This window comes from Rhodopseudomonas sp. P2A-2r (assembly GCF_026015985.1).
Lineage (GTDB): Bacteria > Pseudomonadota > Alphaproteobacteria > Rhizobiales > Xanthobacteraceae > Tardiphaga.
Genome location: NZ_CP110389.1, coordinates 1,131,935 through 1,156,365, shown reverse-complemented (window position 1 = coordinate 1,156,365; position 24,431 = coordinate 1,131,935). Strand labels below are relative to the sequence as shown.

Below are 24,431 nucleotides of genomic sequence, written 5' to 3'. Positions count from 1 at the left end.
ACCATGAGCGAGACGACCGCAACGGCCGGATGTATCCACCGAATTATCTGCACGACAGTTGGCTCGATTATCTCTACTAGGAAACGCGCGAGCAGCCTCGAACTGAATGTTGCTGACGGACGAAGCGCAGGCGTCTATCGCCTGTTCGGGCAGGATCGCGGATCACCAGAGAGGTTACATGGACGCGATTGAGACCGACCGACTTGTGCTGAGGAATTTTCGGAAGGCAGATGCCGCCGATCTCTACGCCTACCTGCACGCACCGACAGCGAGTTGTTTTCTTTCCCTGAAGCTCGAGGATATCGCGGCGGCAGAGGTAGAGGCGGAGAACCGAAGCCGAAACGACGAGTACATCGCCGTGTGCCTGAGAGATTCAGGAAAGCTGATCGGCGACGTGTTCGCCATGCCCGAAGAAGACACCTTCTCGGTCGGATGGAACTTCAATGCGGAATTCGGTGGACGAGGGTATGCAGCCGAAGCCGCGCGAGCCCTTTTTGCCTATCTGTTTACGGTTCAGAATGCGCGTCGCCTCTATGCCTACGCAGAGGACCACAATGTCGCGTCGCAGCGCCTGTGTGAGAGATTGGGGATGCGGAAGGAAGGGCTCTTCATGGAGTTAGTGTCATTCGAGACTGACACTAACGGGAATCCGATCTTCGAGAATACGTTGCAGTATGCGATCTTGCGAAGGGAATGGGCGTTGCAGCGGTCAGTGGAGACGCGCTGATTGAGCCGTGATCGGCATCGTGCCGCCGCAGCCGTCCTCCCCTCGCTCATGAGGGGAAACGGCGGCACCCGCCATCTCGAACAACGACATGGCCAGCCAGACGTTGGGTGCCAAGGGGCCGCGCCCGCGGCTCAATTCCTGGCGCTCGTCGGCAACGCGGCGACGGTTTCGGAAGCCGGTGTCGCATCGAGACCGTCGGCGGGCGGCGCGTGCGACCACGCATGATTGCTGCGCGCCTTGTCATAGCCGTACTGGAACAGATCGCGCATATAGGCGGTCTCAAAACCGGGAGGCGACGTCGGCCGTTCACCGCCGATGTAGCTCAGGTTGAAGCCTAACTTGCTGCGACGGGCGAACTCATAAGTGCTGGCAATGGTCGATCGCGTCAGTCCCTTGACCATAGTCGAAGACGACCGTCCGGCAATGTCCACGGTCTTGTTGTCGGTCAGCTGGAATTCCTGATCGACCTTGTTGTTGATCAGAATGTAGAGCTGCAGGCGTTCGCCCTTCACCATGGACGCGTTGCGCAGCAGGTAGGCTTCCGGCAGGGTCAGAACAGGCGCCGTGACGCCGCCATCGATGTGCATTTCCTGGAATTGCCGGCCATTGGCCTCTGCGTTGATGAGTATCGGCGGGAACACTACCGGCAGACTTGCTGAGGCGGTGACGACGTCGCGGAACAGGTTCAATGATTCTGTCGTCCGCAACGAGGCGATCCGTCCCATGTCCCAGATCGCAGTACGCTGCGAGTCGATGTTTGTCGTCACGATCAGGAGCCGCCGGCCTTTGGCGTGTTCGGCGGCAACCTCGGCAACGAACTTCGCATCGATGTACCTGGCGACCAGACCGCGCAGATTCTTGTTACCGAACAGCCCCGAGCCAAAAATTGCGTTGAACGGATTGGGCGATTCGAGCAAGGTCTCGGCAACGCCGCTGGTATAGACCTCGCGCAATGTCTGGTCGTATCTCGGTCCGAGAAATGCGAATGGCGCGATCAGTGCACCGGTGCTGACGCCGGAGACGAGTGAAAAAGACGGGCGCGTGCCCGTCTCCGACCACCCGGACAGAACACCGGCGCCGTAAGCGCCATCGGCGCCGCCTCCCGACAGCGCGAGATAGGTCAGCGGTCCGCGCGGAGCCGCCTGACTACGCAGGCTTTGAAATCTCCAGGCCGGCTCGTCCGCGTAGCGGCGCAGGTCGGCCAGATCGAGGACGCGCGCCTGCGCTGCATCCCCGGCCGCATAGGACGTTCGCGGCAATGACGCGCAGCCGGTGACCATGAGACTTACGGCCACGAGGACCGCGAGCGAAAGGGTGAAACGCAATGCGACGGGCTGCAATTTCTTTCCCTGGACTTCTTCACCACCTTCCGCGGTGGCATGCGCAGCCTTGTTTGCGGCGAGAGACAACACCGGCGTGAGCGGGATCTTCACTGAAGTCGTCCCTCGAACGAACGCGCTGACGAGCGCCGACGCCCCTTCACAACCCTGCCTGGATCGACTGAGACTTCCTTCAGTGCGCCGTCCGACACGATCACCACAAGGAAGACCAGCCTGCCCTGGGCATATTCCAGCCCGGCACTGACGGCCTTGCCCACGCCGTACTGCTCGGCAATTTCCATCGTCTCGGAAAGAACTATATTTGACTGCTCGAAGTCAGCGACCTTGCGCTGATCTTCGGCGCCAAGATCCGATCTCGGCATCAGCGGATCGACGCGAATGATCTCGCGCTTCGACGCATCGACCACGATGTTCCAGATCTGGCCCCGACGGCTGCCTTTCATATTGAAGATCGGCACGGCGCCCTGACCGTCGAAACTGACGTCCAGGATCTTTCCATCCGCAAACTGCGTCTCGACCTTCTTGGTCAGCTCCGGGACCGCATCCACGCTGCGCGCGAACCAGACGAGTTCGTCCTCCCGCGACGTGGTCGGCGAACTGCCGATGGCCGCGATGGGTTCGTGGGCCGCATGCGCCTCTGGCATGGTTGCCAAAAGCAGCACCTGAAGCATGATCGGTCTCAGGAGTTTCCACACAGACATGCCTCACCCCTCCGCACCGGCCAAACCGGCCGCCAGAAAACGGTACCGTTTCGTATCGTACTTTGATGGCGAGCGCCAGCCCATTCTTGGGCCGGAGTGCAGCGTGGCCGGAGACGCACCGGAAACGGGCCTGAGGGCGGGAGAATGGGTCCCGACACCGGGACCCGCTGCGGCGCCATGATCAGCGCCGGCAATTCCGCGTTTGAAGGTTACGGTCGGATCCCGACCGATCCGCGAGCGCCACTGTGGTGACCTGCGGCGCCACTGCCGGAAAGGAAAGCGCTATCCGTTACGCGGACGCACGCCATCGAGGAACAGATCGATCGAAAGACGCAATCTCTTCAGATGGCTGGACGTCAGTTCGGGTTTCTCGACTCCGAGCGTCACCAGGCGCATTGGTCCTACGATGACCGCATGGAAAAAATATTCAGCGGCATGCTTGCGGTCGCTGATGGAGATCTCGCCGTTCGCTTGGGCCTGATCGAGAATCTTCTCCACCAGCCCGAGTGCGCGCGCGCCGGCGAAATCGTAGAGAATCCTGCCTAGCTCCGGAAACCGCCCGACTTCGGCCGTCACCACGCGGTCGAGCGCTATGGCTTCAGGCTGACAGGCGATCTGGATAAGCGTCTTTGCGAAATTCTCGAGTTGGCGCTTCAGCGGCCCGGGGTGCGCCGGGATGGCGTCCAGCTTGACCATGTGCTTTTCAGCGTACCGCACGACGACCGCGGTGAACAAATCGGCCTTGCCGCTGAAACGCGAATAAAAGGTGCGTTTTGAGATGGCAGCCTCGGCCGCGATTGTGTCGATACTGACGGCCTCGAAGCCGACGCGCAGGAACAGGGCCGTTGCCCGATCGACAATGTCTTCGGTCAGCCGGGCCGACACTTCCTGGGACGGGCGCCCGCCATGACTTTTGCGCGCCGGAGCAAGTGTTTTCGCGATCTGTCGACGCATCAGGTCCTTCAAGCAACGCGGCTGTAGGGCGTTTGAATTCCAGCGTCGGACGACGCCAGGCCCGCCCCGCGATGGGTACTGTATTGTTTACATCTGACGAAGGCAATTTCCACGCCGTCGATGTGCGGGCCGCCTGACTATCGGCGGGATGTCCGTCGCGGACGCCGGACGACGCAGCCGGTCTCTCCGCCCTGTTCAGGTTGAGTTAAGCCGCGACGGATAGCTGTCACATTGACGCTTCAACGGCGGCGTTGACCACGCTGCCGATTGACCGCGAACGGAATGCTTTCCGATCGAACCGGCGCATTGCGTTGACGGCTTGCAGGCGAGCGTTTTCGTGCGGAACCGGTCGCTCGAAATTCTGAAGCCGGCCCTCCCCTGCAGCCCCGAGTTGAAACGATCGGAGCACCATGACCCAACCAGCAAATAGCCCCTGCCGGGGCATCTGGCCCTTGCAGTCGCTGAATTTTTTCATGGCGGATATGCAGGCCGGTATCGGTCCTTTTCTCGGTATGTTTCTGCTCGCGCACGGATGGGAAAGCGGTCTGATCGGCACGGTGATGACCATCGGTGGCGTCGCCGGGATGATCATGACAACACCCGCGGGTGCGCTGATCGACCAGACCAAGCGCAAGCGCGCGTATGTCATCATTCCCGGGATATTCACGGTGGTGGCCTCGGCGATCATTCTCTATTCGCAGAGTTTCTGGGTTGTCGCCGCCTCACAGGTGGCAACAGTGATCGCCGGTGCGGCCATCGGGCCGGCGGTCACCGGCATCACGCTCGGCATGGTGCACCAGGCGGGCTTCAACTGGCAGAACGGTCGCAATCAGGCTTTCAATCACGCAGGCAACGTCGTCGGCGCGGCCCTGTCGGGATTCCTGGGATGGAAGTTTGCCTTCGTTGCTGTCTTCATTCTCGCCGCGGTGTTTGGCGTGCTGTCGATCACCTCGGTCCTGATGATCCCCAGGGACGCCATCGATGACCGTGCCGCCCGCGGCATGACCGATGCAAGTGACGAGCAAAAGGTCGGCGCCTGGACGGTATTGCTCGAATGCAAGCCGCTGCTGATCCTCGCTGCGGCCCTTGCTTTGTTCCACCTCGGCAACGGGGCCATGCTGCCACTCTACGGCCTGGCCGTGGTCTCCGAACAGCATGGCGATGCCGCAAGCTTCGTCGCGATGACCATCGTGGTGGCGCAGGCCGTGATGATCCCGGCGTCGCTGGTGGCGATGCGCATGGCGAGGAAGGAAGGGCTCTGGCTGGTGATCCTGATGTCCTTTCTGGCGCTTCCGATCCGCGGCCTCGTCGCCGCATCAATCATCAAGGGATGGGGCGTGTTTCCCGTGCAGGCGCTGGACGGTATTGGCGCGGGCCTGCAGAGCGTCGCCGTCCCCTCGCTGGTCGCGCATATCCTGAACGGCACCGGCCGCATCAACGTCGGTCAGGGAGCGGTGATGACCGTGCAGGGCGTCGGTGCTTCGCTCAGTCCGGCCATCGGCGGCTGGATCGCTCAAAAGCTCGGCTACCCCGTTGCATTTCTGATTCTGGGAAGCTTCGCGGTCGGGTCCATCGCGCTCTGGATTGGCTTTTCGTCCCTGCTCAAACCGGCCTGCGCGATGAAACTGGACGATGGTGACGCGGCGCTTGCTCCGGCGCCCGCGGCATGAAATGCAGGCCTCTGCACGCAACCTTTCAACCTGATCACCGAATCCGACCGATCGGAGCAACGCGTAAGTGACCAACAACGACATCATCTGGGGCGTCGCAGGCGTCGCGACGTTCGGCGTCATCGTTCGCCCGTTTCGACTGCCGGAATATGTCTGGGCCCTGATCGGCGCAGGCATCCTGGTCGCATTCGGACTGCTGCCATGGCGTGACGCGATCGCGGCCGCCGGCAAGGGGACCGACGTCTACCTGTTTCTGGTCGGCATGATGCTGCTGTCGGAAGTTGCGCGGCAGCAGGGATTGTTCGACTGGCTCGCGACCCACGCGGTGCGCCAGGCGAAGGGGTCCGCGGAGAAGCTGTTTCTCATCGTCTACGGCGTCGGCACGCTGGTCACCGTTTTCCTGTCGAACGATGCGACGGCCGTCGTCCTCACACCGGCCGTCTACGCTGCGGCAACCGCCGCGCGCGTCGCGCCCTTGCCCTATCTGTTCATCTGCGCGTTCATCGCCAACGCCGCGAGCTTCGTGCTGCCGATCTCCAACCCGGCCAACCTGGTGATCTTCGGCGAACACATGCCGCCGCTCGGTCAGTGGCTGTACCAGTTTACGTTGCCGTCGATCGCTTCCATCCTCGTCACCTACGTGGCGCTTCGCTTTACCCAGCGCCACGCGCTGACCGAGAAACTCGCGGAAGACCTGGACGCGCAGCCGCTTTCGCTCGGCGGCAAGTGCGTCGCCATCGGAATCGGCCTGACCGCGGCCGCATTGCTGGCCGCCTCGGCGCTCGACCGCCAGCTTGGCCTGCCGACGTTCATCTCCGGCGCTGCCGTGACCATCGTCGTCCTCCTGATCGGCCGGCAATCGCCGCTTCCGGTTCTGCGGGACGTCTCGTGGGGCGTGCTTCCGCTCGTCGCCGGGCTGTTCATTCTGGTCGAGGCCGTCGAACAGACCGGCATCCTGCGCGTGATGGCGCAATTGCTGCACGAGGCTGCCGCGGCTTCGCCGGACAAAACCGCCGTCGGCGCCGGCGTCATCGTGGCCTTTGCGTCGAACCTGCTCAACAACCTGCCGACCGGGCTCGTGGCGGCCACCATCAGCCAGACGGCGGACGTGCCGCTGCAGGTCACCAGCGGCTTGCTTATCGGTGTCGACCTCGGCCCCAACCTGTCCGTGACCGGCTCGCTTGCGACCATCCTCTGGCTGATCGCGCTGCGGCGGGAAGGCGAGGCTGTCACCGCCTGGCAGTTCCTCAAGCTCGGCATTGTCGTCATGCCGCCCGCATTGGCGGCGGCGCTGCTGGCGATGGCAGTCATGCCATAGCGTGAAGCCATGTCCGCGGAGTGACGACAATCTCCATCGAGACTGCCGACACCCCGTTGCTAAGGCAGACCGCGCACCGCCTCCTCCGCCAGCAAGATCGTCGGCTTGCCGGCCGGAGCGCCGGCTTTCAGGCCGGCATCCTGAAGCCGCCCGATCAGCCGCTCGGTGCGCAGCCGCGCCGCGCCGCTGTCCACGTGATAGTAGGTGTCGAGCATATGCTCCGGCGAAAAGTATGAATCTTCGGGTTCGCCGACCACCGCTATGCCATGCCGCTGAAAGATCGCGCGGGCCTGGTCGGCGATCGGCAACCGGCCGTTCGCCAGCGCGTAGCAATTCGTCCCGGCGACCGCCGGCCATGTCACATAGATGCGCACGCCGCGCTGCGTCTGTAGTCCGGCCAGCTGTTTCGCTGCCCACTCGACGACGGGAGGAATGTTGCCGGTGGCGGCAATGTAATCGGCGCAACCGATGCCCTCGACACTTGACCGCCGCCGTGAATCATCCTTGCGGTCACCCAGCGGCCACTTCGCCATGTCGGCCTTGATGCGGCTGACATGCCCCGGCCACAGATCCTTCCTCAAATAGAGCCTGCCGCCATCCGACAGGTTGTGCAGCGACAGGTGTTGCACGGCGAATGCCACCCGCGCGAGGAAAGGCTGGCTGGCGTAATAGGCGGCATATTCATCGGGCGTCTTGTCGGTGAAATCCTGCGGCACCTCGTCACGCGTATAGTAGACCCATTCGAACGGCAGGATCAGCGTATCGCCCTGCCGCGCATATTTCAGCAGGCGATAGATCTTCATCTCCAGCGGAATGCTGCCATTGTCGGCGACGTCGATCACCGGCATGGAAAAGGCCTGTTCGATCAGGCCGGGCTCGATGCCGAACATCGAGCTCGATCCGGCATCGATAACGATGCGCGGCGCGGCAATGTTCTCCAGCAGGAACTGCGGATAGCCGAAGGGGATCCTGCGGTTGCTCGTGGTGAAGAAGTCGTAGGACGCCGTCAGCCCGAGCGCGCAGAGCAGCGCGCCTGCGACTGTGGACACGGCGAATGTCAGGAGCTTTCCCACGTCAGAAATTATAATAGATGAAGGGGAAGAGATCGACGTATTTGTCGCGACCATGGCGACAACCGCCGCCGCACCTGCCAGCACGCCGGAAAGCGGAATCCGCCAGCGCCAGTCCGCGGCTGCAATGTTCTGGCTGTTCGGAAGAAGCCAGACGATCAGCGCAGCAACCAGCAGCAGCGGGCAGGCTTGATACATCAACGTCGACAGGCCGGGGCCGGGAGACATCATCGCGGCCAGAACGCTGTGGGCAGTGGCGAGATCCGGCGCCCGAAAATAGACCCAGGCGAAATTGACGAACAGGAAAGTGACGACGATGGCCAGCGGCCCTGGCATGCGCAACCCGCGCGACGCCCACGCCTTCTGCACGCAGCAACCCAGGCCGTGCAGCGCTCCCCAGGCGATAAAGGTCCAGGCCGCGCCGTGCCACAATCCGCCGAGCAGGAACGTGACAAACAGGTTGCGATAGACGCCGGCCGTTGATGCGCGATTGCCGCCGAGCGGGATGTAGAGATAGTCACGCAACCAGCGCGACAGCGTGATGTGCCAGCGGCGCCAGAAGTCCTGGATCGAGTCCGCCTTGTACGGAGAGTTGAAATTGAACGGGAGCCGGATTCCGAACAGCAGCGATATGCCCACGGCCATGTCGGCATAGCCGGAGAAGTCGAAATAGAGCTGAAACGTATAGGCCAGGCTGAGCAGCCAGGCATCGGCGAAGCTCAGTGCCGCCACGTTCTTGTAACCGAGATCGACGAACACGCTCAGTTGATCGGCGATCAGCAGCTTCTTCAGCAGTCCGACCGAAAACAGACAGGTGCCCTCGATCAACAGGGTGGCGTAAGCGGCCGAGCAAAAGACGAAGCCATCGCTGCGGCCGAGCATCCTGAACTGCGGCATCATCTCGCGCCAATGGATGATAGGGCCGGCGATCAGGTGCGGAAAGTAAGTGACAAACAGTCCGTAGCTGGCGAGATCGCGCTGCCTTTGTCCCTTGCTGTAGATGTCGACCAGAAACGCGATCTGCGTGAACGTATAGAATGAAATGCCGATCGGCAGCGCGACGTCCAGATGGGGGAGCGCCACGCCGAACAATTCCGCCAGATTGGCGAGGGCGAAATTGGAATACTTGAAGAATGCAAGCATGCCCAGATTGAAGACGAGCGCGAGGATGAACACGACCTTGCGGTGCGACGCCGACATGGCCACCTCGCAGAGGACGCGCCCGGCGAAATAGTTGACCAGGATGGACGTCGCCAGAATCGGCGTCTGCCAGGGGTTGCCCCACGCATAGAACACCACCGACGAGACCAGCAGGATCGGCAGCAGCAGCCTGTGAAATCCAAGGGCCAGAGCGACATGGAATGCCCCCAGCACGATCGGCAGGAATCCCAACAGAAACTCTCGCGTCACAAAAAGCATCCGGATCCCCCAGGCCGTTCAGACCACTCTTTCTTCCGAAAAGGCACGACAATCCGCCACCCCGCGGCGGACCTTACAATCGCCTAAACTGCATGTATACTTTGTGACGCTGGCGCTCGTTAGAAGGAAGGCTGCATGCCCTCATTGACTGAATGGAAGGTGCCGTCGGCGGCGCAGCCGCGCGCCGAGGATTACAGCTTCGATCTGGAGCACGCGCTGGCTTCGGTGGTCGGGGTCCATGCCATCATCCCCAACGATGCCTTCACCGCCGATACGCTGGGCACCGAACGCGCCGGCAACGGCGTGGTGATCGACGCCGGGCTGGTGCTGACCATCGGCTACCTGATCACCGAGGCGGAGACCGTCTGGCTGCATCTCGGCGACGGCCGCGTGGTGCAGGGTCACGCGCTCGGCGTCGACCCGGAGACCGGCTTCGGCCTGGTGCAGGCGCTCGGCCCGCTGGATCTCGATCCGCTGCCGCTCGGCAATTCGAGCAGCGTCGACGTCGGCGATCGCGTGGTGGTCGGCGGCGTGGGCGGACGGACGCGCTCGGTGGCTGGGCACGTCGCCGCGCGACAGGAATTCGCCGGCTATTGGGAATATCTGCTTGACGACGCCATCTTTACCCATCCCGCCCATCCGAACTGGGGCGGCGCTGCGCTGATCTCCGAGCGCGGCGAACTGATCGGCATCGGCTCGCTGCAGATCGAGCGCGAGCACGGCGGCAAGAGCGAGCATCTCAACATGACGGTGCCGATCGACCTGCTGAAGCCGGTGCTCGACGATCTCCGCAAGTTCGGCCGCGTCAATAAGCCGGCGCGACCGTGGCTCGGCATGTACACCACGGAAATGGAGGACAAGGTCGTGGTGGTCGGCATCGCCGCCAAGGGACCGGCCGCCGGCGCCGAATTGCGCACCGGCGACATGATCCTGGCGGTGAAGGGCAAACCCGTCTCCAGCGCCACCGAGTTCTATCGCCGGCTATGGGCGCTGGGCCCCGCCGGCGTCGATGTGCCGCTGACGCTCAACCGCGAGGGCGACACCTTCAACGTGGTGCTGGTCTCAACCGATCGCGCCAAACTGCTGAAGGCGCCAAGAATGCACTAGCTAGTCCTGTTTCAGGTCGAGCTTGCGAATAACCTCACCCCATTTCACGAATTCCTTGCGCACATAGGCATCGGACGCGACCGCTGTGCCGCCGATCGGGCTGAAGCCGATGCGGTCGAGCTGGTCGCGGATCGCCGCGTCGACCAGCACCGCGTTGACGTCGGCGTTCAGCTTGTCGACAACATCCGGCGGCGTCTTCTCCGGCAGCAGGAAGGCCACCCACGTCGCATCCTCGTCGTCGCTCAGTCCCAGCTCCCGCGCGGTGGGAACGTCGGGCAATGATGGCATGCGGTCCTTGCTGGTGACGGCCAGCGGCCGAACCTGCCCGCCCTTGACCAGCTCCATCGCCGCCGGCAGGGCGACGCTGGCCAGTGCAGTATGACCGCCCATCACCGAATTCAGCGCCGGACCAGCGCCGGTGAACGGCGCATGCACCACTGGCACCTTGGCGGTCAGGCGAAAGATCTTTTCTGCCGACAGATGGGGCGTAGTTCCGACGCCGGCGGTGCCATAGGTGTAGTTCTCGGCATTTGTCGTCGCGATCACGTCGCGCAGGGTCTTTGCCTTCAGATCCGGCGCACCGACGATCAGGTTAGGCGTGGTGGCGGCGATGACCGCAGCCTTGAACTGATCGGGCGCATAGCCGGCTTTGGCCGACAGGCTGGGATTGACTGCAAAGGCGCTGGTGGTGACAAGAATGGTGTAGCCGTTCGGCTCCGCCTTGGCGACGAAGGCCGCAGCGATGTTGCCGCCCGCGCCGACCCGGTTCTCGATCACCACCGGCTGGTGCCAATGCTCGTTGAGCTTCTGTCCGAGGATACGTGCGATGATATCGGCGGGCCCCCCAGGCGCGAAGGCGACAAGCAACTTCACAGGCTGCGATGGATAGGGCTGTTGAGCCACCGCAGCGCTGGTGGCAATCACCGTCGCCGCGAGCGCGGCCGCGACGATGCATCGTCCGAAGGTAAGTGACATGGTGTTTCCTCGCTGATGTAAGGGCGCTTTTCGCGCCTCTGGTCAGATCGCCTGGTCGGTGAAGGTTTGCTCCTGTGCCAGCGCGTATTCGGCAATCTCCATGCGGGTGCCGATCCAGACGTCGTCACGGGCCTTGGCCAGCTTGATCATCGCGTCATAGGCCCAGGCTCCGGCCGGACGCCCATAGACATGGGTATGCGCGGTGACATCGAGCATGAACGGCGCGGCATCGGCGCGCGGGGCATTGTCGAGGATCGCCTTGAACTGTTCGACCAATGCGGCCGGCGCATTTCCGTAGCGGATGCTGTGCGGCAGATCGTTGACGTCCATGGTGAGCGGAATGCCGACGATGCGCGCGCCGCCGTGCTCGATGATCGACGGCAGGTCGTCGTCGTTGCAATCGCCGAACCAGACGTAGCCTTCCTGCGCCAGCAGGCGCGCGCTGATCGGGCTGCCGGTGCCGCGTGGGCTGATCCAGCCGCGCGGTTTCTCGCCGGTGACGGCGCTGATCAGGTCGGTGGTGCGACGGATATTGGCGACCTCGCCGGCCTCGTCGAAATACACCGGGATGACATCCATGCCGTAGGAATGTACGACGATCTCGTGGCCGGCGGCGTGCAGTTCCTTGAGCACGCCGGGATGGGTTTCGGCCAGTACGCCGTTGACCATGATGCTGGTACGCACGCCGTTCGCCGCCGCGATGCGGATCAGGCGCTGGATGCCGCGCACCGCGCCGTAGCTGGCCCAGGAATGCGCGTTGGTATCGAAGAAACCGGGTTGCAGCACATTGCCCATGGGGCCGATGCCCGGCGCCTTGCCGGGGGACCAGGCCTCGTAGGCGAGATTGAATACGATGCCGATGCGCGCGCCGTTGGGCCAGCGGAAATCGGGTCCGGCGCGGCGGACGCGGATGGAGGTGGATTCACTCATGACATAGGTCCGTTATTGCGCGCGCTCAGGCGACGATGTCGTTGTGCAGAATGCCGATGCCTTCGATTTCGGCGGTGACCTTGTCGCCCTTGACCAGGAAACGCGGCGGCGTCATCGCATAGCCGACGCCGGACGGCGTGCCCGTGGCGATCACATCGCCGGGCTCCAGCGTCATGCCACGCGACAGGTGCTCGAAGATCTCCGGGATCGGGAAGATCATCCGGCTGGTGCGGCTGTCCTGGCGCAGCTCGCCATTGACGGTGCTGCTGATGCGGAGATCGCCGACATTCGGCAGCGCCGATACGTGGACGACCACCGGCCCGAACGGACAGGAGCGATCGAGGCCCTTGCCCTTGAACCATTGTCCGTAGCGGCGCTGCATGTCGCGGCCGGTGATGTCGTTGATGATCGAGTAGCCGAACACGTGATCGAAGGCATCCTTCGCTGCAATGTTGCTGCCGCCCCGCCCGACGATCACGGCAAGCTCGACCTCGTAATCCAGCTGTTCGGTGACATTGGCGTGCTGCGGAATGCTGTCGCCGTCGGCGATCACCGCGGTCGGCGGCTTGGTGAAGATCTCCGGCACCACAGGCAGCGGCGCCGGCGCCTTGCCCTGGGCGCGCATGCCCTCGTCGATATGCTCCTTGTAGTTCCGTCCGACGCAGAATACGTTCTTCTTCGGCCGCGGGATCGGCGCCAGCAGCTTCAGTGACCCGCGCGCCAGCAGTCCGGTCGGCTTGCCGGCGGCGAGATCGCGGACGATCGCCAGCCCGGGCTCACCGGCCTCGGCGAGCTCGCCGACATGGTGCGGCGCGACAACTGCGCCGGACTTTGGCCAGGCCGCGGTGAGGTCAAGTACATCATCGCCGGTGAGCAGACCGAGATGCGATCCGTCCGCGGCAGCAAAGGTCAAAAAGATCATTCGGATTTTCCGTTTTGCTTGAGGTTGTCAAAGTCGGTGAGCGAGGCATTCGCCTGATCGCGCAACAGGCGGACATGGGACCGCGCCAGCATCTCGGCCCGATCGGGATTGCGCGCCGCGATCGCGTCGATGATGCCGTAGTGCTCGTGAAACGATTGCGCGCCGCGGTTCAGACGCTCAATGAAGCGCAAGCCGGACATTTTCAGGTGCCCGAAGGATTGCCAGGTCTTGTCGAGCAGCGAATTGCCGCTCTCGCGGATCAGCAGCGCGTGAAAGGCCGTGTTGGCCTCGGCGTATTCCGCCGGCCGCGCCAGCGCCCCGGCTTCGTCGAAGCCGGCGAACACCGCACGCAGCCGGCCGGCGACATCCGCTGCACCGTTGGCGGCAACCTCACGCGCCGCGAGCCCCTCGAGCATTTCGCGGATCGACAGCCACTCCAGATATTCCGGCAGCGAGGTCGGCATCAGCCGTGCGCCGCGGCGCGGCCGGAACGACACCAGTCCCTCCTGCTCCAGCCGGCGCATCGCCTCGCGCACCGGCGTCCGGCTGACGCCGAGCTCCGCCGCCAGTTCTTCCTCGCGCACCCGTACCGGCACATCGATGCCGACCGCCCGCGCGCTCAGCAGCAGCTTGAGGGCGGCATAGACTTCATCCCGCAGATAGGGCCGGGCGGCGATCGGACGCTGGTTCATGAATTTTGTATATGTATACAAAATTTAAGTGTCCAATATATTTCATCTGCTTGCTTGTTCGCATATGCAGCATATCGCAGATGGATAGCAACGGCCGGTGCGATCTGGCGTCGCACCGATCCGGGCCGTGCGGCGCCTCGTCAACGGTCTCGCTGTGTCGCAGGGCGCCGGGAAGCGCACGAGGCGGCGCGCATGCGCCGCCTCGTGGTAGTCGATGCGCCTACCGCGGAGACGCCGTCACCACCGGTACTTCATCCCCGCATAGACCGCGCGGCCGGTGCCGGGCTCGAACAGGGCCGAACTGGCAGTCGCCTTGTCGAGGATCGAGGCCGAAGCGATGTAGGCCTTGTTGGTGATGTTGCGGGCCTCGATATAGGCCGACACCGGTCCACCATTGTCGATGCCGGCCTTGAGGCCCAGCAGGGCGTAGGGCTCGGTCTTCAGCGTATTGGCGCTGTCGACATAATAGGATTCCGGCACCCATTCGAGATTGGGGCCCATGTAGAATCCGTTGGCATGCTTGTAGAGCAGTTCGGCACGCAGATAATGCCGCGGCGCGCCGGGCAGGACGTTGTTGCCGTAAAGCACATCATTATCGAAGCGGAAGTCGTTCAGCGTATAGGCGAGGTTCAGCCACAGCTTGTCGGGTGCCGGGCCGGTGTCGAACAGTCCCTTGAAGAGCGCTGCACCGACGCCGGCCTCGATGCCCTGGTGGATCGTGCGATCGGCATTGGTCACGTTGCAGTTGCCGGACGCGCTGTACAGGCATTGCAGCTCGTTGCGGATATTGGCGCGATAGAAACCGAGCTCCCAGGTCAGATCAGGGCGCTTGCCGCGGGTGCCTATTTCATAGGTTGTCGCGGTCTGCGGCCGGATACTGGTGAAGGGGATTGTCGGGATGCCCGGGCCCGATGCGCTCTCGCCGAAGCTTGGCACCTCGGCGCTGCGCGAGACGTTGCCATAGGCCTGCCAGGTGGGATCGATGTTCCACAGCAGCCCGCCCTTCGGACTCCACAGGCTGAAGCTGGTCGAGCCGGACTGGTCGCCATCGCTCAGGAAACGATCCTGGCGGTTGCGCGTCGCATAGAGGAACTGGGTGCCGGCTACGGCCGCCACCGTCGGCAGGAAGTAGAAGGAATCCTCGACATAGACCGAGGTGTTCTTCGAACTGTCGATCGACGACGAGGCCAGCGCACCCTTCTGGCCGCCGACATTGACATATTGCTTGTTGTCGATCCGGCCGTTGATGACGTTGACGCCGGCGACCAGAACGTTGCGGAAGCCACCGATATTGCGGTCGTCGGTGGCTTTGGCGAAGCCGCCGTAGTCCTGGTAGTGATAGTCAAGCCACTGGAAGATCGGGTGCATCAGGTGACGGTCGACGCCGAAGGCGCCGAATTCCACCGTGGTGTCGTCGAAGCGCAGGGTGGTCTTGTTGGCCAGCCTGACGGTGTCGATGTTGCGCTGCTGGTCGAGCGTGACATTGCCGGCGGCCGCCGTGGTCGGCGAGGTCAGCGCCGACTGCTTGGTGACACTGCCAGGAATTCGCTGCCGCACCTCGTTGGCATTGAGATAGAAGCGGGTCTCGGCGTCCGGCGAGAACTGGTAGCCGACATTGCCGCTGACGCGGGTCGAATGGCCGTCGCTATGGTCGCGAAAACCGGAGGCCTCCTGGTTCGAGGCGGTGATGTAGCCATCCCACGGACCGTTGGCGCCGCCGGCATTGGCCTGCAGCCGGCGATAGCCGAACGCGCCGAAATCCAGCGAGGCGCCGTTGGGGAACGGATCGCGGCCGGTGGGCGTGACGAAATTGATCGCGCCGCCCAGCGAATTGGCGCCGAAGCGCAGCGCGTTGCCGCCCTTGTAGACCTCGACGTATTTATAGGCCGAGGGATCGATCTCCTGGAAATCACCGTAGCCGTCGGCGGTGTTGATGGGGATACCATCCATATACAGCTGGACGCCGCGCAGATGGAAGTTGCGCGACAGGCTGGAGCCGCGAATCGACAGGCGGGTGTCATCGCCCCACTTGGGCTGCGCGAACACGCCGGGCACGTAGTCGAGGATGTCCTTGATGCTGTTACCGACAGTGGAGTTCTTCCACGCATCGGCCGTGACCAGCGCCACCCCTCCGGGGGTCTGCTGGATCTCGCGCAGCGCCTGCTGCGCGGTCAGGACCGTCAGCGAACCCGGCACGCCGGGCGCATCGGGCTGCGTGACGACCACGGCCGCCCGGCGCGAGGCGCGGCTTGAGGGTGCCACGGCAGCATTGCGCGGCGGGCGCGGGGCGACGGCGCGCTTCTGCTGCGGGGCATCGATGGTGACCGGCGGAAGCGCGGATTGCGAAGCTGTTTGCGCCTGCGCGGACAGCGATACGAGCATGGCGGCAGACGCGAGCATGATGCTGCGCAGCCGCGTGACAACGGATGACATGGATGACTCCAGCGAACTGAATTGACGATGATGTTGAATGCGCCGGGGATGATCCCGGCCCGGTCGTCAGCTCAGGCGCGGTGGCGCACGGGCCTGGTGGCTGGAGGTGGCCGCGCGGGTGGCGACGCTGCCACCCGGCGTGAAGGCCGGCGGCGACGCGACGGCGACCCGCACGGCGAAGGACGGGCCGGTGGGCGGCAGCGCCCCAGCCGCATGGTGGTTGCCGACACAAAGCGGGCAATGCACGACCGCCTTGCCGGTGGATTTCCCGGCGTCGTCATGAGCGGCGGCAAGGTCGGGATTGTTGGCACAGATCTCGAAACCGGCGGCGGCAGCCACCGGCGACAACGACGCCAGCAGCATGCTGGACAGCATGACGTTCAGCACAAGCGCATAGGCCGCGACAAACGATGCCACGGCGCCAACGATGCGTTTGCGCGAAAGGTGTTTCAAGATCAGCTCCCCAACTTTGGAATATCACGGCAGCTCATGCTGTCAAAGCCGGTTCCATTGCGACTCGTCCAACAATTCGGCAAAGGCCGCCAACATGCCGCGTCCTCCGGCCGATGATGTGGCCCGATCACCACAGCGCCACGCAAACTGCTCCGGCAGCGCGCGACTAACGCGAATGTCACTTCCTAAATCAGGCTCCAGGCCCCAACCGAAGCGGAGCAATGGATTGCGCGTTTCGGCGCGCGAAAGGCACGACAAGGGAACTTTGATGACGGGTTTGGGCGGATCGCGTGGGTTGCGCTTGCTGGCGCTTTTGATGGTCTCGGCATCGCTGGCCGGTTGCGCGAGCAGCGGCGGGCTGAACAATCTTGCCGGCGGCGCTTCGGCAAGTTACGCCGCGATGAGCGACGGCGGCCATGAGCTGCCTGCCATCGACGTCAGCGAGATCGACCCTGCGATGCTGCGCCAGCCGGTCGAGTATCGCACCCGGGAACCCGCCGGCACCATTGTCGTCGACACCGCCGCGCGCCACCTCTATCTGGTCGAGGGCAACGGCCGCGCCATGCGTTACGGCATCGGCGTCGGCAAGGCCGGCCTCGCCTTCGCCGGCAATGCCACCATCAAACGCAAGGCGGAATGGCCGCACTGGAGCCCAACCGAGAACATGATGAACCGCGAGCCGGCACGCTACCGCAAGATGGCAGGCGGCATGAGCGGCGGCATCGACAATCCGCTCGGCCCGCGCGCCATGTATCTCTACCAGGGCGACCGCGACACCATGTTCCGGATCCATGGCACGACTGAACCGGAAACCATCGGCCACGCCGTCTCCAGCGGCTGCATCCGGCTGATGAACCAGGACATCGTCGACCTCTACAGCCGGGTCAAGAACGGCGCCCGCGTCGTGGTGATCCAGGGCGGCCGCGCCGCCGAGTCCTGAACGCCGATATAGCGTGATTGCCAGCGATCGCCGCGAGGACGCGTGTTGATCGATGGTCCGGCGAAGGCGTTCAACAAACCGCTGAGCTAGCCTCGGGCGTCGTGCGAGATGCCGAGCAGGCCGGCAAGGCGCTGCCGCGGCTGCACCAGATCGGCCAGCGTGTACTCTTCGAGCACCGCCATGAAGGCATCGCGGGCCTTTTCCAGCGCGCGTCGCAGCACGCAGGACGGCCGGATCGCGCAGGGCGCGTCGAGCGGCTTGAAACACTGCACGATCGCCATATCCGGCTCAGTGTAGCGCACCACCTCGGCGAGCACGATCGCGCCGACCGGCCTGGCCAGCCGCAACCCGCCGCCGCGGCCGCGCACCGTCTCGACAAAGCCGCCGACGCCGAGCTGGTGCGCCACCTTCATCAGGTGGTTTTCCGAGATGTCATAGCTCGCCGCGATGTCGGCAATGGTCGAAAGCTGGTCCGGCTTCAGCGCCAGATACATCAGCATGCGCAAGGCGTAGTCCGAGTAGATGGTAAGGCGCATGGCTGGTCTCCTGGGCTCCGTTTAAAGAAGTATTTTAAATATTGCTTTTAGGCAAGCCGCGATCTATATGAGGTTCGTCGTTCACGACGGGAGCGTTTCATGACCAAAGCCGCACTCAGTGACACTATTGCCCGCCCGTTCCTGTGGCCTGGCACCATCGCCTGCAACGCGCTCGGGCTACACGATCACAACGACTTGGTGCGGATGCTGGTCAATTCGCTGATCTGGACCGTGGTCGGCGTGACGATCGCCGCATTCGTCATATGAGCGCGGTGAACGACAGGCTGCACCACGTCTCGGAGGACGGCATCCGGCAGCTGGTCGATGCCTTCTACGTGAAGGTACGCGCCGACGCCGAGCTTGGACCGGTATTCGCGGCCGTCATCCCCGGTGACGACTGGCAGCCGCATCTCGACAAGATGTATGCGTTCTGGTCGTCGGTGATGCTGACCTCAGGCTGCTACAAGGGCAATCCGGTGATGAAGCACGCGGCGGTGCCCAGCATGAAACCTGAGCTGTTCGCCCGCTGGCTGGTGCTGTTCGACGAGACCTGCCGCGAGATGTTCGATGCGGCCGTCACCGCCGCATTCAGGGAAAAGGCCGAGCGCATCGCCGAGAGCCTGAAGCTGGCGTTGTTCTATCGCCCAGACCGCCCATGGCCGCCGCAGCCCACGGCATGATCTTCGTCGCCCCCGACAACTGCATCAAGCGGCGAAGGCGGGCGACATAATCCGGTCGATTTTTCCCGATAGCTGAACGGTTTAGTGAGTTGCGGGGGCGCGCTCAGTTCCATTCGATCAGCATCGGGACCGACCATGCCCCCATCAACTGCTCCTGCCCCCTCGCCTTCCTTGCAACTGTCGAGGGGCGTCGCGCGCCTCGAGGGCACGCTGAAGCTGACCACCGCGATCCTGGCGCTGGCCGCCGGTGTCTACACCTATCTCGGCGTCCGCGAATTGCTCAACGGCAGTCCGACCACGGTGTTCTTCGCCGCGGTGATCTATTCCGTCGCGGTGTCCGTCGGCATCTACGCCTTCTGGGTGTTCCTGATGCAGTTCATGCCGCATGTGGTCAGTCGCAGCGGCCGCAACCTGATGTTCGGTTGCATGCTGCTGGGCTCGCTGATGATCGTGGCGATGTCGTCGTGGCTCAACGCCTCGGCTCTGGCCGGCGCCGCCGCGATCCAGCAGCATCTGGCGATTACCGTGCAGAACTACACCCGCGATCTCGACACCGCCAATACCAATGCCATTGCCGCGCAGGGCCTTCTGCCGGACATCCAGCTGGCCTCCGCGCGCTTCGCCAAGCTGGCCGACGCCGAGCGCGCGGGCTCGCTGACCGGCACCTCCGGCTCCGGCACCGTGGTGCAGCTTCTCACCCAGATGTCCGGGCAACTCGATGCGCTGGGCCAGGAGGTCCAGGCCTCCGGCAAGCGCGTCACCGCGCTGTTCGAACAGGGCGGCAAGCATCTCGCGAAAATGCGCGAGCTGATTTCCGACCGCGGCCCGATCGCCAGCCGCAGCGACGCTTTCGCGACGGAGTCGCTGGCGCTGATGGGGGTGATCGCCAACCTGCAGCAGACCTCGGTTGCCCCCGCGGTGAAACGCGCTTCGGTCTCGTTGTCGTCGGGCTTCATCGCGCCGGCAGCAGGCGGCCGAAGCGGCGACCTTGCCGACCGGCAGACGGCGGTGGTCAGCAAGGTCGAGGGTTCGATCGCCGCACAGGCCGCGTCATTGTCCGATGCAGCCGACAAGATCCTGCAGACCCCGCGGGTCGAGCCCGGTCGCTTCCAGGCCATGTCGCCGGCCGAAGCCGTGCTGCGCTATGCTGGCGACTTCATCCCGAGCTGGGCCGGCGCCATCTCCATCGACCTGATGCCGGCCGTGCTGGTGCTGATCCTCTGCGTGGTCCACGCCGCGATCCGTCGCGAGGGCCTGCCGGTGGCCAGCGCCTCCACCATGACCGCCGGCGAATTGCTGTCCGCCTTGCAGATGGCGCGCGAAATCGAGACCGCGCGACGGGCGGTGCCTGGCGAGACCGCACCGGATGATGCAACGGCGCCCGCGGCGACGAACGACGAGAACGTCACGCCGCTGTCGTCGGCGCGCGGCCCGAAGTAACCCGCCATGGCATCCGCGCCCTCCCCTGCAGCAACGCTTTCACGCATGGCTCGGCGACAATCCCGACGAGGCCATGCTGCGCTTCATCTTTCGTGGCGTCGCGGCCGCGACCATCGCTGTGCTGGCGCTCGATCTCGCCACCATGAACGGGCTGCTGAAGAGCGACGACATCGCACTGACACCCGCAGAGGTGCGCGAGAACGCCCCGGGCTGCGCAAGCCGATGAGCTTCGAACTGATCGGCGGCGGCAAGTTGATGGCCACCGGCACCATCACGCCCGGGGTATCGGAAGCCTTCGCTGCCGAAATCGCCCGGCGCGGCGACTATGTGAAGACCGTGGTACTGAACTCGCCGGGCGGCTCCGTTGGCGACGCGCTGGCCATGGGCCGGCTGATCCGCGACAGGAAACTCGCCACCGAGGTCGAGGCCGGCAAATACTGCGCATCGAGCTGCCCGCTGGTGTTCTTCGGCGGCGTCGAACGCCGTGCTGGCGACAAGGCCGCCATTGGCGTGCACCAGGTATTCGCCATGAGCCCCTCCGATCCGGCGGCGCCGCGCGACGACATGAGCGATGCGCAGCGCATCTCGGCACGCTGCCAGCGCTACCTCGGCGACATGGGCATCAACCTGCAAGCCTGGGTGCACGCCATGGAAACGCCAAAGGACCGGTTGTTCATCTTCCGGCCAGATGAGCTGAAGACGCTCAACATCGTGACGGCGGGAGTGGATGCCACACCGCCAGCCGCTCCCGTACCGGCGGCTTCGTCACCCCCTGCGGCAAAGACGCGTTCCTGACTCAGGAACTATCCCGGCGGAACCACGTTGATGCGGTCAATGGAGGATTTGCCATGCGGATGTTTCTGGGAATGATTTTGGGTGCACTGTTTCTCACCCTCGGCGTCTACATCTACGATTCGATGTCGACGTCCAGCGTCGCGAATGGCCAGGTGGCGCAGGAGCGCCGGACCATCGTCAACTGGGATGTCGCCGAGACCAACTGGGAAGCACTGAAGGTGCGCACCAAGAGCGACTGGGTCAAGCTGACGTCTAACTAACACTGCCGGATTTACCGAGAGCGCGCTCGTCACGGGATGAGCGCGCTTTTGCGTGTCCGCTACTTCTTTGCGTTCGCCTTGCGCGCATCGGCGATGGCCTGGCCGAACTGCTCCTTCGTCAGCGCGCCCGGCACGCGAAACTTGCCGATGATGAAGGCCGGAGTGCCGCCGAAGCCGAATGCAGTTGCCTGCGCGTCGGTGCGCTTCAGAACAGCATCAATGATCGCCTTGTTGGTCTCCATGTCGCGCAGGGCGCGATCGACATCGATTCCGGCACCGGCGAGGCGCTCGCGAACGCCGGACTCGGTGAGCTTGACGTCGAGGGAGATCAACGCGTCGTGCGCCTCGACGAACTTGTCCTGAAACTTGGTCGCCAGCGCCAGCCGCGAGGCATAGACCGACACCGGGCCGAGGATCGGCCAGTCCTTGAACACCAGCTTGACCTTGCCGTCGTCCGTTACAGCCCCGCGCAGGGCCGGTTCGAGCTTGCGGCAATACGGGCACTGGTAGTCGAAGAATTCGACGATGGTGATATCGCCCTTGGCATTGCCGGCGACCGGGATGTCGGGATCGCGCAGCACCGCTGCCTCATTCAGCACGGTCTCGTCGCCATCCTTGCCGAGTGCCGCCACCGGCGCGCCGTCGATCCCCAACAGCAACGCCCCGGCACCGAGCAGGCCGAGCGCGCCGCGCCGTGTCGGCGTCGCTGCACCGGACAACACAAGGGCGGGATTGAGGCGGTCGGTCATGATGGATCTCCGGAGGACGCGACACGGCGCTCACGTGACATGTCTGTTGCGGGCCAACATATAGAGCGTCACGGGGATAATGATAGACGCGAAACGGCGTTCGGGCGCATCACAAAGCGCGCCGCCGGGCGCGGTCGCCGTGTTCACCCGCGCACCAGCAATGTGACGGCGAGCGGCACCAGCAGTGACGTCACCAGTGCGTTCAAGCTCATGGCGATGCCGGCGAACACACCGGCGATGGCATCGACCTGGAAGGCACGCGCGGTGCCGATACCATGAGAGGCCAGCCCGACGGCAAAGCCGCGGGCGCGAAAATCGGTGATGCCCATGCGATTCATCAGCGGGGTCACGACGATGGCGCCGATGATGCCGGTGAAGATCACCGCCACCGCGGTCAGCGACGGATCGGCGCCGAGGGATTCACTGATTCCCATGGCCACGCCGGCGGTCACCGATTTCGGCGCCAGCGACAGGACCACGTTGCGCGGCAGACCGACGGCCTCGGCCAGCAGCACAATCGACACGATCGCGGTGACGCAGCCGGCCACCAGCGCCGCCAGCATGGGCAGGATGGCCGAGACCACGATCTTGCGGTTCTCGTACAGCGGCACGGCCAGCGCCACTGTGGCCGGCCCGAGCAGGAAGTGCACGAACTGCGCACCGCCGAAATAAGTAGTGTAGGACGTGCCGGTGAGCAGCAGGAATGCGGCGATAATCCACATGGCGTGCAACACCGGATTGGCAAACGGATTCCGACCTGTCCTCAGCGAAAACGCATCGGTAGCGGCATAGACCAGCAACGTGACCGTCAACCACAGCAGTGGCGACTGCGACAGATACACCCATAGCGAAAATGGATTGGCGGCATTCATGGCGCGGTCCGCCGCGCCAGCAGCCGGCTGGCCAGCAGAAAGGTGCCCACGGTCACCAGCAGCGTGATCACCACGGAGACCGCGAGGATGGCCATGACGGCGATGCCATACTCTGCAATCAGATCAAGTTTCTGCACCACGCCGACGCCAGCCGGCACGAACAGCAGCGACAGGTGCGCCAGCAGTCCCTTTGAAGCCTGCTCAACACCCTGGTCGCACAACGGTCCTATCGCCAGCGGCCTGAAGCGATCGCGCGCCAGCAACAGGACCAGCAGCAACAACAGCCCAAGCACCGGACCCGGCACCGGCCATGCCAGCCCACGGACCACGATCTCGCCGGCCAGCTGGCACAACAGAATCAGCGACAGACTCGCAATCATGGGCTCTCCGCGGGTGTGATTCCGTTATCACCTATCACCCGCGGCCGGGCAATTGTCGATCAGGCGGCGGGCTTCAGCTTCTTGGTGCATTCGCTGTAATAACCACCGCCCTTCTGGATCCATTTCAGGCCGCCATTGGCGTTGGTCGCCTTGTTGGCATTGTACTGGTCGACGCAGGTATGCATGCGGGCCTTGCCGGCGGTTTCCTTGGCGTATTTCGCATCCACGGCGGTCGGGAAGGTGGCCGGCCCTGTCGCGGCCGGCGCGGCGGCCGGTGTTGCTGCGGGCTTCGGCGCAGCGGCCGGCTTGGCCTCCGCCGCCTTTGGCGCGGCCGGAGTCGCAGCCGGCGTTGCCGCGGCGTCGGATGCGCATTCGGCCTTGCGGAAGTCATTCCATTTCTGGCCGTTCAGCGTCCCGGCGGTCTGCGCCGCTTTGTATTTCGCCGAACATTCGGACATGGTCAGCGCCTGCGCGGGCATCGCCGCCGCGGCCATCGCAGCTCCCGACAATGCAAGCGCAGTGAAAAGTCTGGCATGGCGTTTCATCGTTGCATCTCCCTTTTGACGGCCGCAGCCTGTCGAACGGTATCCTAGCGCAGGGTTTCCGGTGGGCAACGCCGTGACCAACGTCGCCCGAAAAATAATTCGATCACGCTGACGCAAGCGAGCCCGATTCATTCACCCGCCGTTCAGGCGACCGGCGCGACGGTCCGCGCCTCTGCAACCCCGAGGTTTTGCCATGATGAGATTCTCTTCGCGTGCCGCCGCAACCGCCATCGTTTCCCTGCTGCTGGCCGGCTCGGCCTTTGCGCAAACGCCGGCGCCGTCACCCATGACGAAATCGGCCCCGGCCGATAAGATGGCGCCTGCCGAGAAGAAGGCCGAGAAACCGCGCACGGAAGCCTCGCTGGAATGCTCCAAGCAGGCCGACGCCAAGGGCCTGCATGGCACCGAGCGCCGAAAATTCCGCTCCGAATGCAAGAAGAACAGCGCCAAGCCCAACTAGGCCTGAAGCGGCGGAGGCCGAGGGCCTCCGCCGCGCATGGCGGCGATGGCCGGACCGCGATTG

The 24,431-nt window shown here is 64.0% G+C and carries 26 protein-coding genes and 1 pseudogene; 11 read left to right on the top strand and 16 right to left on the bottom strand.

Features of this window, described 5'->3' with window-relative positions:
* Positions 1-106 precede the first annotated feature (106 nt).
* Entirely contained in the window at positions 107-727 is a 621-nt protein-coding gene (locus ONR75_RS05420; protein ID WP_320109699.1) for a GNAT family protein, read from the top strand.
* 131 nt (positions 728-858) lie between these two features.
* Here ONR75_RS05420 and ONR75_RS05415 read toward each other — a convergent pair whose 3' ends face one another.
* The 4 genes from ONR75_RS05415 to ONR75_RS05400 all read right to left on the bottom strand — a co-directional run bounded on the left by ONR75_RS05415 (position 859) and on the right by ONR75_RS05400 (position 4,197).
* The gene (locus tag ONR75_RS05415; protein ID WP_265083543.1) at positions 859-2,007 is read right to left on the bottom strand and encodes a patatin-like phospholipase family protein; all 1,149 of its coding nucleotides are present in this window, start codon (positions 2,005-2,007) and stop codon (positions 859-861) included.
* A gap of 149 nt (positions 2,008-2,156) precedes the next feature.
* A complete protein-coding gene (locus tag ONR75_RS05410; protein ID WP_265081716.1) occupies positions 2,157-2,738 on the bottom strand; it encodes a PepSY domain-containing protein in 582 nt (193 codons plus the stop codon).
* 312 nt (positions 2,739-3,050) lie between these two features.
* The gene (locus ONR75_RS05405; RefSeq protein ID WP_265081715.1) at positions 3,051-3,722 is read right to left on the bottom strand and encodes a TetR/AcrR family transcriptional regulator; all 672 of its coding nucleotides are present in this window, start codon (positions 3,720-3,722) and stop codon (positions 3,051-3,053) included.
* 226 nt (positions 3,723-3,948) lie between these two features.
* The gene (locus tag ONR75_RS05400) at positions 3,949-4,197 is read right to left on the bottom strand and encodes a hypothetical protein (protein ID WP_265081714.1); all 249 of its coding nucleotides are present in this window, start codon (positions 4,195-4,197) and stop codon (positions 3,949-3,951) included.
* Here ONR75_RS05400 and ONR75_RS05395 point away from each other — a divergent pair.
* Positions 4,196-5,392, top strand: a complete 1,197-nt coding sequence (locus ONR75_RS05395) for an MFS transporter (protein ID WP_265081713.1) — start codon at positions 4,196-4,198, stop codon at positions 5,390-5,392. The two genes, ONR75_RS05400 and ONR75_RS05395, sit on opposite strands and share 2 nt — an antisense overlap.
* 67 nt (positions 5,393-5,459) lie before the next feature.
* Positions 5,460-6,710, top strand: a complete 1,251-nt coding sequence (locus tag ONR75_RS05390) for an arsenic transporter (RefSeq protein ID WP_265081712.1) — start codon at positions 5,460-5,462, stop codon at positions 6,708-6,710.
* Positions 6,711-6,769: 59 nt separating this feature from the next.
* Here the strand turns inward: ONR75_RS05390 and ONR75_RS05385 are convergent, their stop codons facing one another.
* Entirely contained in the window at positions 6,770-9,172 is a 2,403-nt protein-coding gene (locus tag ONR75_RS05385) for an MBOAT family O-acyltransferase (protein ID WP_265081711.1), read from the bottom strand.
* A gap of 162 nt (positions 9,173-9,334) precedes the next feature.
* On the opposite strand from ONR75_RS05385, the gene ONR75_RS05380 reads away from it, so the two are divergent.
* On the top strand, positions 9,335-10,306 hold the full coding sequence (locus ONR75_RS05380) for a S1C family serine protease (protein WP_265081710.1): 972 nt from the start codon (positions 9,335-9,337) through the stop codon (positions 10,304-10,306).
* On the opposite strand, the gene ONR75_RS05375 is transcribed toward ONR75_RS05380, so the two are convergent.
* The 6 genes from ONR75_RS05375 to ONR75_RS05350 all read right to left on the bottom strand — a co-directional run bounded on the left by ONR75_RS05375 (position 10,307) and on the right by ONR75_RS05350 (position 16,711).
* The gene (locus ONR75_RS05375; RefSeq protein ID WP_265081709.1) at positions 10,307-11,281 is read right to left on the bottom strand and encodes a Bug family tripartite tricarboxylate transporter substrate binding protein; all 975 of its coding nucleotides are present in this window, start codon (positions 11,279-11,281) and stop codon (positions 10,307-10,309) included. It abuts the gene before it with no gap.
* Between the two features lie 42 nt (positions 11,282-11,323).
* Positions 11,324-12,211 carry a polysaccharide deacetylase family protein gene (locus ONR75_RS05370; RefSeq protein ID WP_265081708.1) on the bottom strand — a complete coding sequence of 296 codons (888 nt, stop codon included), beginning with the start codon at positions 12,209-12,211 and terminating at the stop codon, positions 11,324-11,326.
* A gap of 25 nt (positions 12,212-12,236) precedes the next feature.
* On the bottom strand, positions 12,237-13,133 hold the full coding sequence (locus ONR75_RS05365; protein ID WP_265081707.1) for a fumarylacetoacetate hydrolase family protein: 897 nt from the start codon (positions 13,131-13,133) through the stop codon (positions 12,237-12,239).
* A complete protein-coding gene (locus ONR75_RS05360) occupies positions 13,130-13,825 on the bottom strand; it encodes a GntR family transcriptional regulator (RefSeq protein ID WP_265081706.1) in 696 nt (231 codons plus the stop codon). Before ONR75_RS05360 ends, ONR75_RS05365 begins: the two co-directional genes overlap by 4 nt.
* A gap of 237 nt (positions 13,826-14,062) precedes the next feature.
* Positions 14,063-16,258 carry a TonB-dependent receptor family protein gene (locus tag ONR75_RS05355; RefSeq protein WP_265081705.1) on the bottom strand — a complete coding sequence of 732 codons (2,196 nt, stop codon included), beginning with the start codon at positions 16,256-16,258 and terminating at the stop codon, positions 14,063-14,065.
* 66 nt (positions 16,259-16,324) lie between these two features.
* Positions 16,325-16,711, bottom strand: coding sequence for a DUF2946 family protein (locus ONR75_RS05350; protein WP_265081704.1), 387 nt, complete (start codon positions 16,709-16,711; stop codon positions 16,325-16,327).
* Positions 16,712-16,979: 268 nt separating this feature from the next.
* Between ONR75_RS05350 and ONR75_RS05345 the strand changes: the two genes are divergently transcribed.
* A complete protein-coding gene (locus ONR75_RS05345; RefSeq protein WP_265081703.1) occupies positions 16,980-17,651 on the top strand; it encodes a L,D-transpeptidase in 672 nt (223 codons plus the stop codon).
* An 86-nt stretch (positions 17,652-17,737) separates the two neighbouring features.
* On the opposite strand, the gene ONR75_RS05340 is transcribed toward ONR75_RS05345, so the two are convergent.
* Positions 17,738-18,187: an RrF2 family transcriptional regulator gene (locus ONR75_RS05340; protein ID WP_265081702.1), complete on the bottom strand. Its 450-nt coding sequence runs from the start codon at positions 18,185-18,187 to the stop codon at positions 17,738-17,740.
* Between the two features lie 99 nt (positions 18,188-18,286).
* On the opposite strand from ONR75_RS05340, the gene ONR75_RS05335 reads away from it, so the two are divergent.
* From ONR75_RS05335 to ONR75_RS05315, 5 genes and pseudogenes are all read left to right on the top strand, one after another.
* On the top strand, positions 18,287-18,454 hold the full coding sequence (locus ONR75_RS05335; protein ID WP_265081701.1) for a hypothetical protein: 168 nt from the start codon (positions 18,287-18,289) through the stop codon (positions 18,452-18,454).
* Entirely contained in the window at positions 18,451-18,867 is a 417-nt protein-coding gene (locus tag ONR75_RS05330; protein ID WP_265081700.1) for a group III truncated hemoglobin, read from the top strand. Before ONR75_RS05335 ends, ONR75_RS05330 begins: the two co-directional genes overlap by 4 nt.
* 135 nt (positions 18,868-19,002) lie before the next feature.
* A complete protein-coding gene (locus tag ONR75_RS05325; RefSeq protein WP_265081699.1) occupies positions 19,003-20,307 on the top strand; it encodes a hypothetical protein in 1,305 nt (434 codons plus the stop codon).
* 73 nt (positions 20,308-20,380) lie between these two features.
* A pseudogene (locus tag ONR75_RS05320) lies at positions 20,381-21,102 on the top strand (hypothetical protein).
* Between the two features lie 53 nt (positions 21,103-21,155).
* Positions 21,156-21,362 carry a hypothetical protein gene (locus ONR75_RS05315; RefSeq protein ID WP_265081698.1) on the top strand — a complete coding sequence of 69 codons (207 nt, stop codon included), beginning with the start codon at positions 21,156-21,158 and terminating at the stop codon, positions 21,360-21,362.
* Between the two features lie 59 nt (positions 21,363-21,421).
* On the opposite strand, the gene ONR75_RS05310 is transcribed toward ONR75_RS05315, so the two are convergent.
* From ONR75_RS05310 to ONR75_RS05295, 4 genes are all read right to left on the bottom strand, one after another.
* Complete coding sequence (locus ONR75_RS05310) at positions 21,422-22,111, bottom strand: DsbA family protein (RefSeq protein WP_265081697.1); 690 nt, start codon at positions 22,109-22,111, stop codon at positions 21,422-21,424.
* Positions 22,112-22,254: 143 nt separating this feature from the next.
* Entirely contained in the window at positions 22,255-22,983 is a 729-nt protein-coding gene (locus tag ONR75_RS05305; RefSeq protein WP_265081696.1) for an LrgB family protein, read from the bottom strand.
* A complete protein-coding gene (locus ONR75_RS05300) occupies positions 22,980-23,363 on the bottom strand; it encodes a CidA/LrgA family protein (RefSeq protein ID WP_265081695.1) in 384 nt (127 codons plus the stop codon). The genes ONR75_RS05305 and ONR75_RS05300 overlap by 4 nt, the downstream gene beginning before the upstream one ends.
* A 59-nt stretch (positions 23,364-23,422) precedes the next feature.
* Complete coding sequence (locus ONR75_RS05295) at positions 23,423-23,908, bottom strand: hypothetical protein (RefSeq protein WP_265081694.1); 486 nt, start codon at positions 23,906-23,908, stop codon at positions 23,423-23,425.
* A gap of 193 nt (positions 23,909-24,101) precedes the next feature.
* Between ONR75_RS05295 and ONR75_RS05290 the strand changes: the two genes are divergently transcribed.
* Positions 24,102-24,368, top strand: coding sequence for a PsiF family protein (locus ONR75_RS05290; protein ID WP_265081693.1), 267 nt, complete (start codon positions 24,102-24,104; stop codon positions 24,366-24,368).
* The last annotated feature ends 63 nt before the right edge of the window (positions 24,369-24,431 follow it).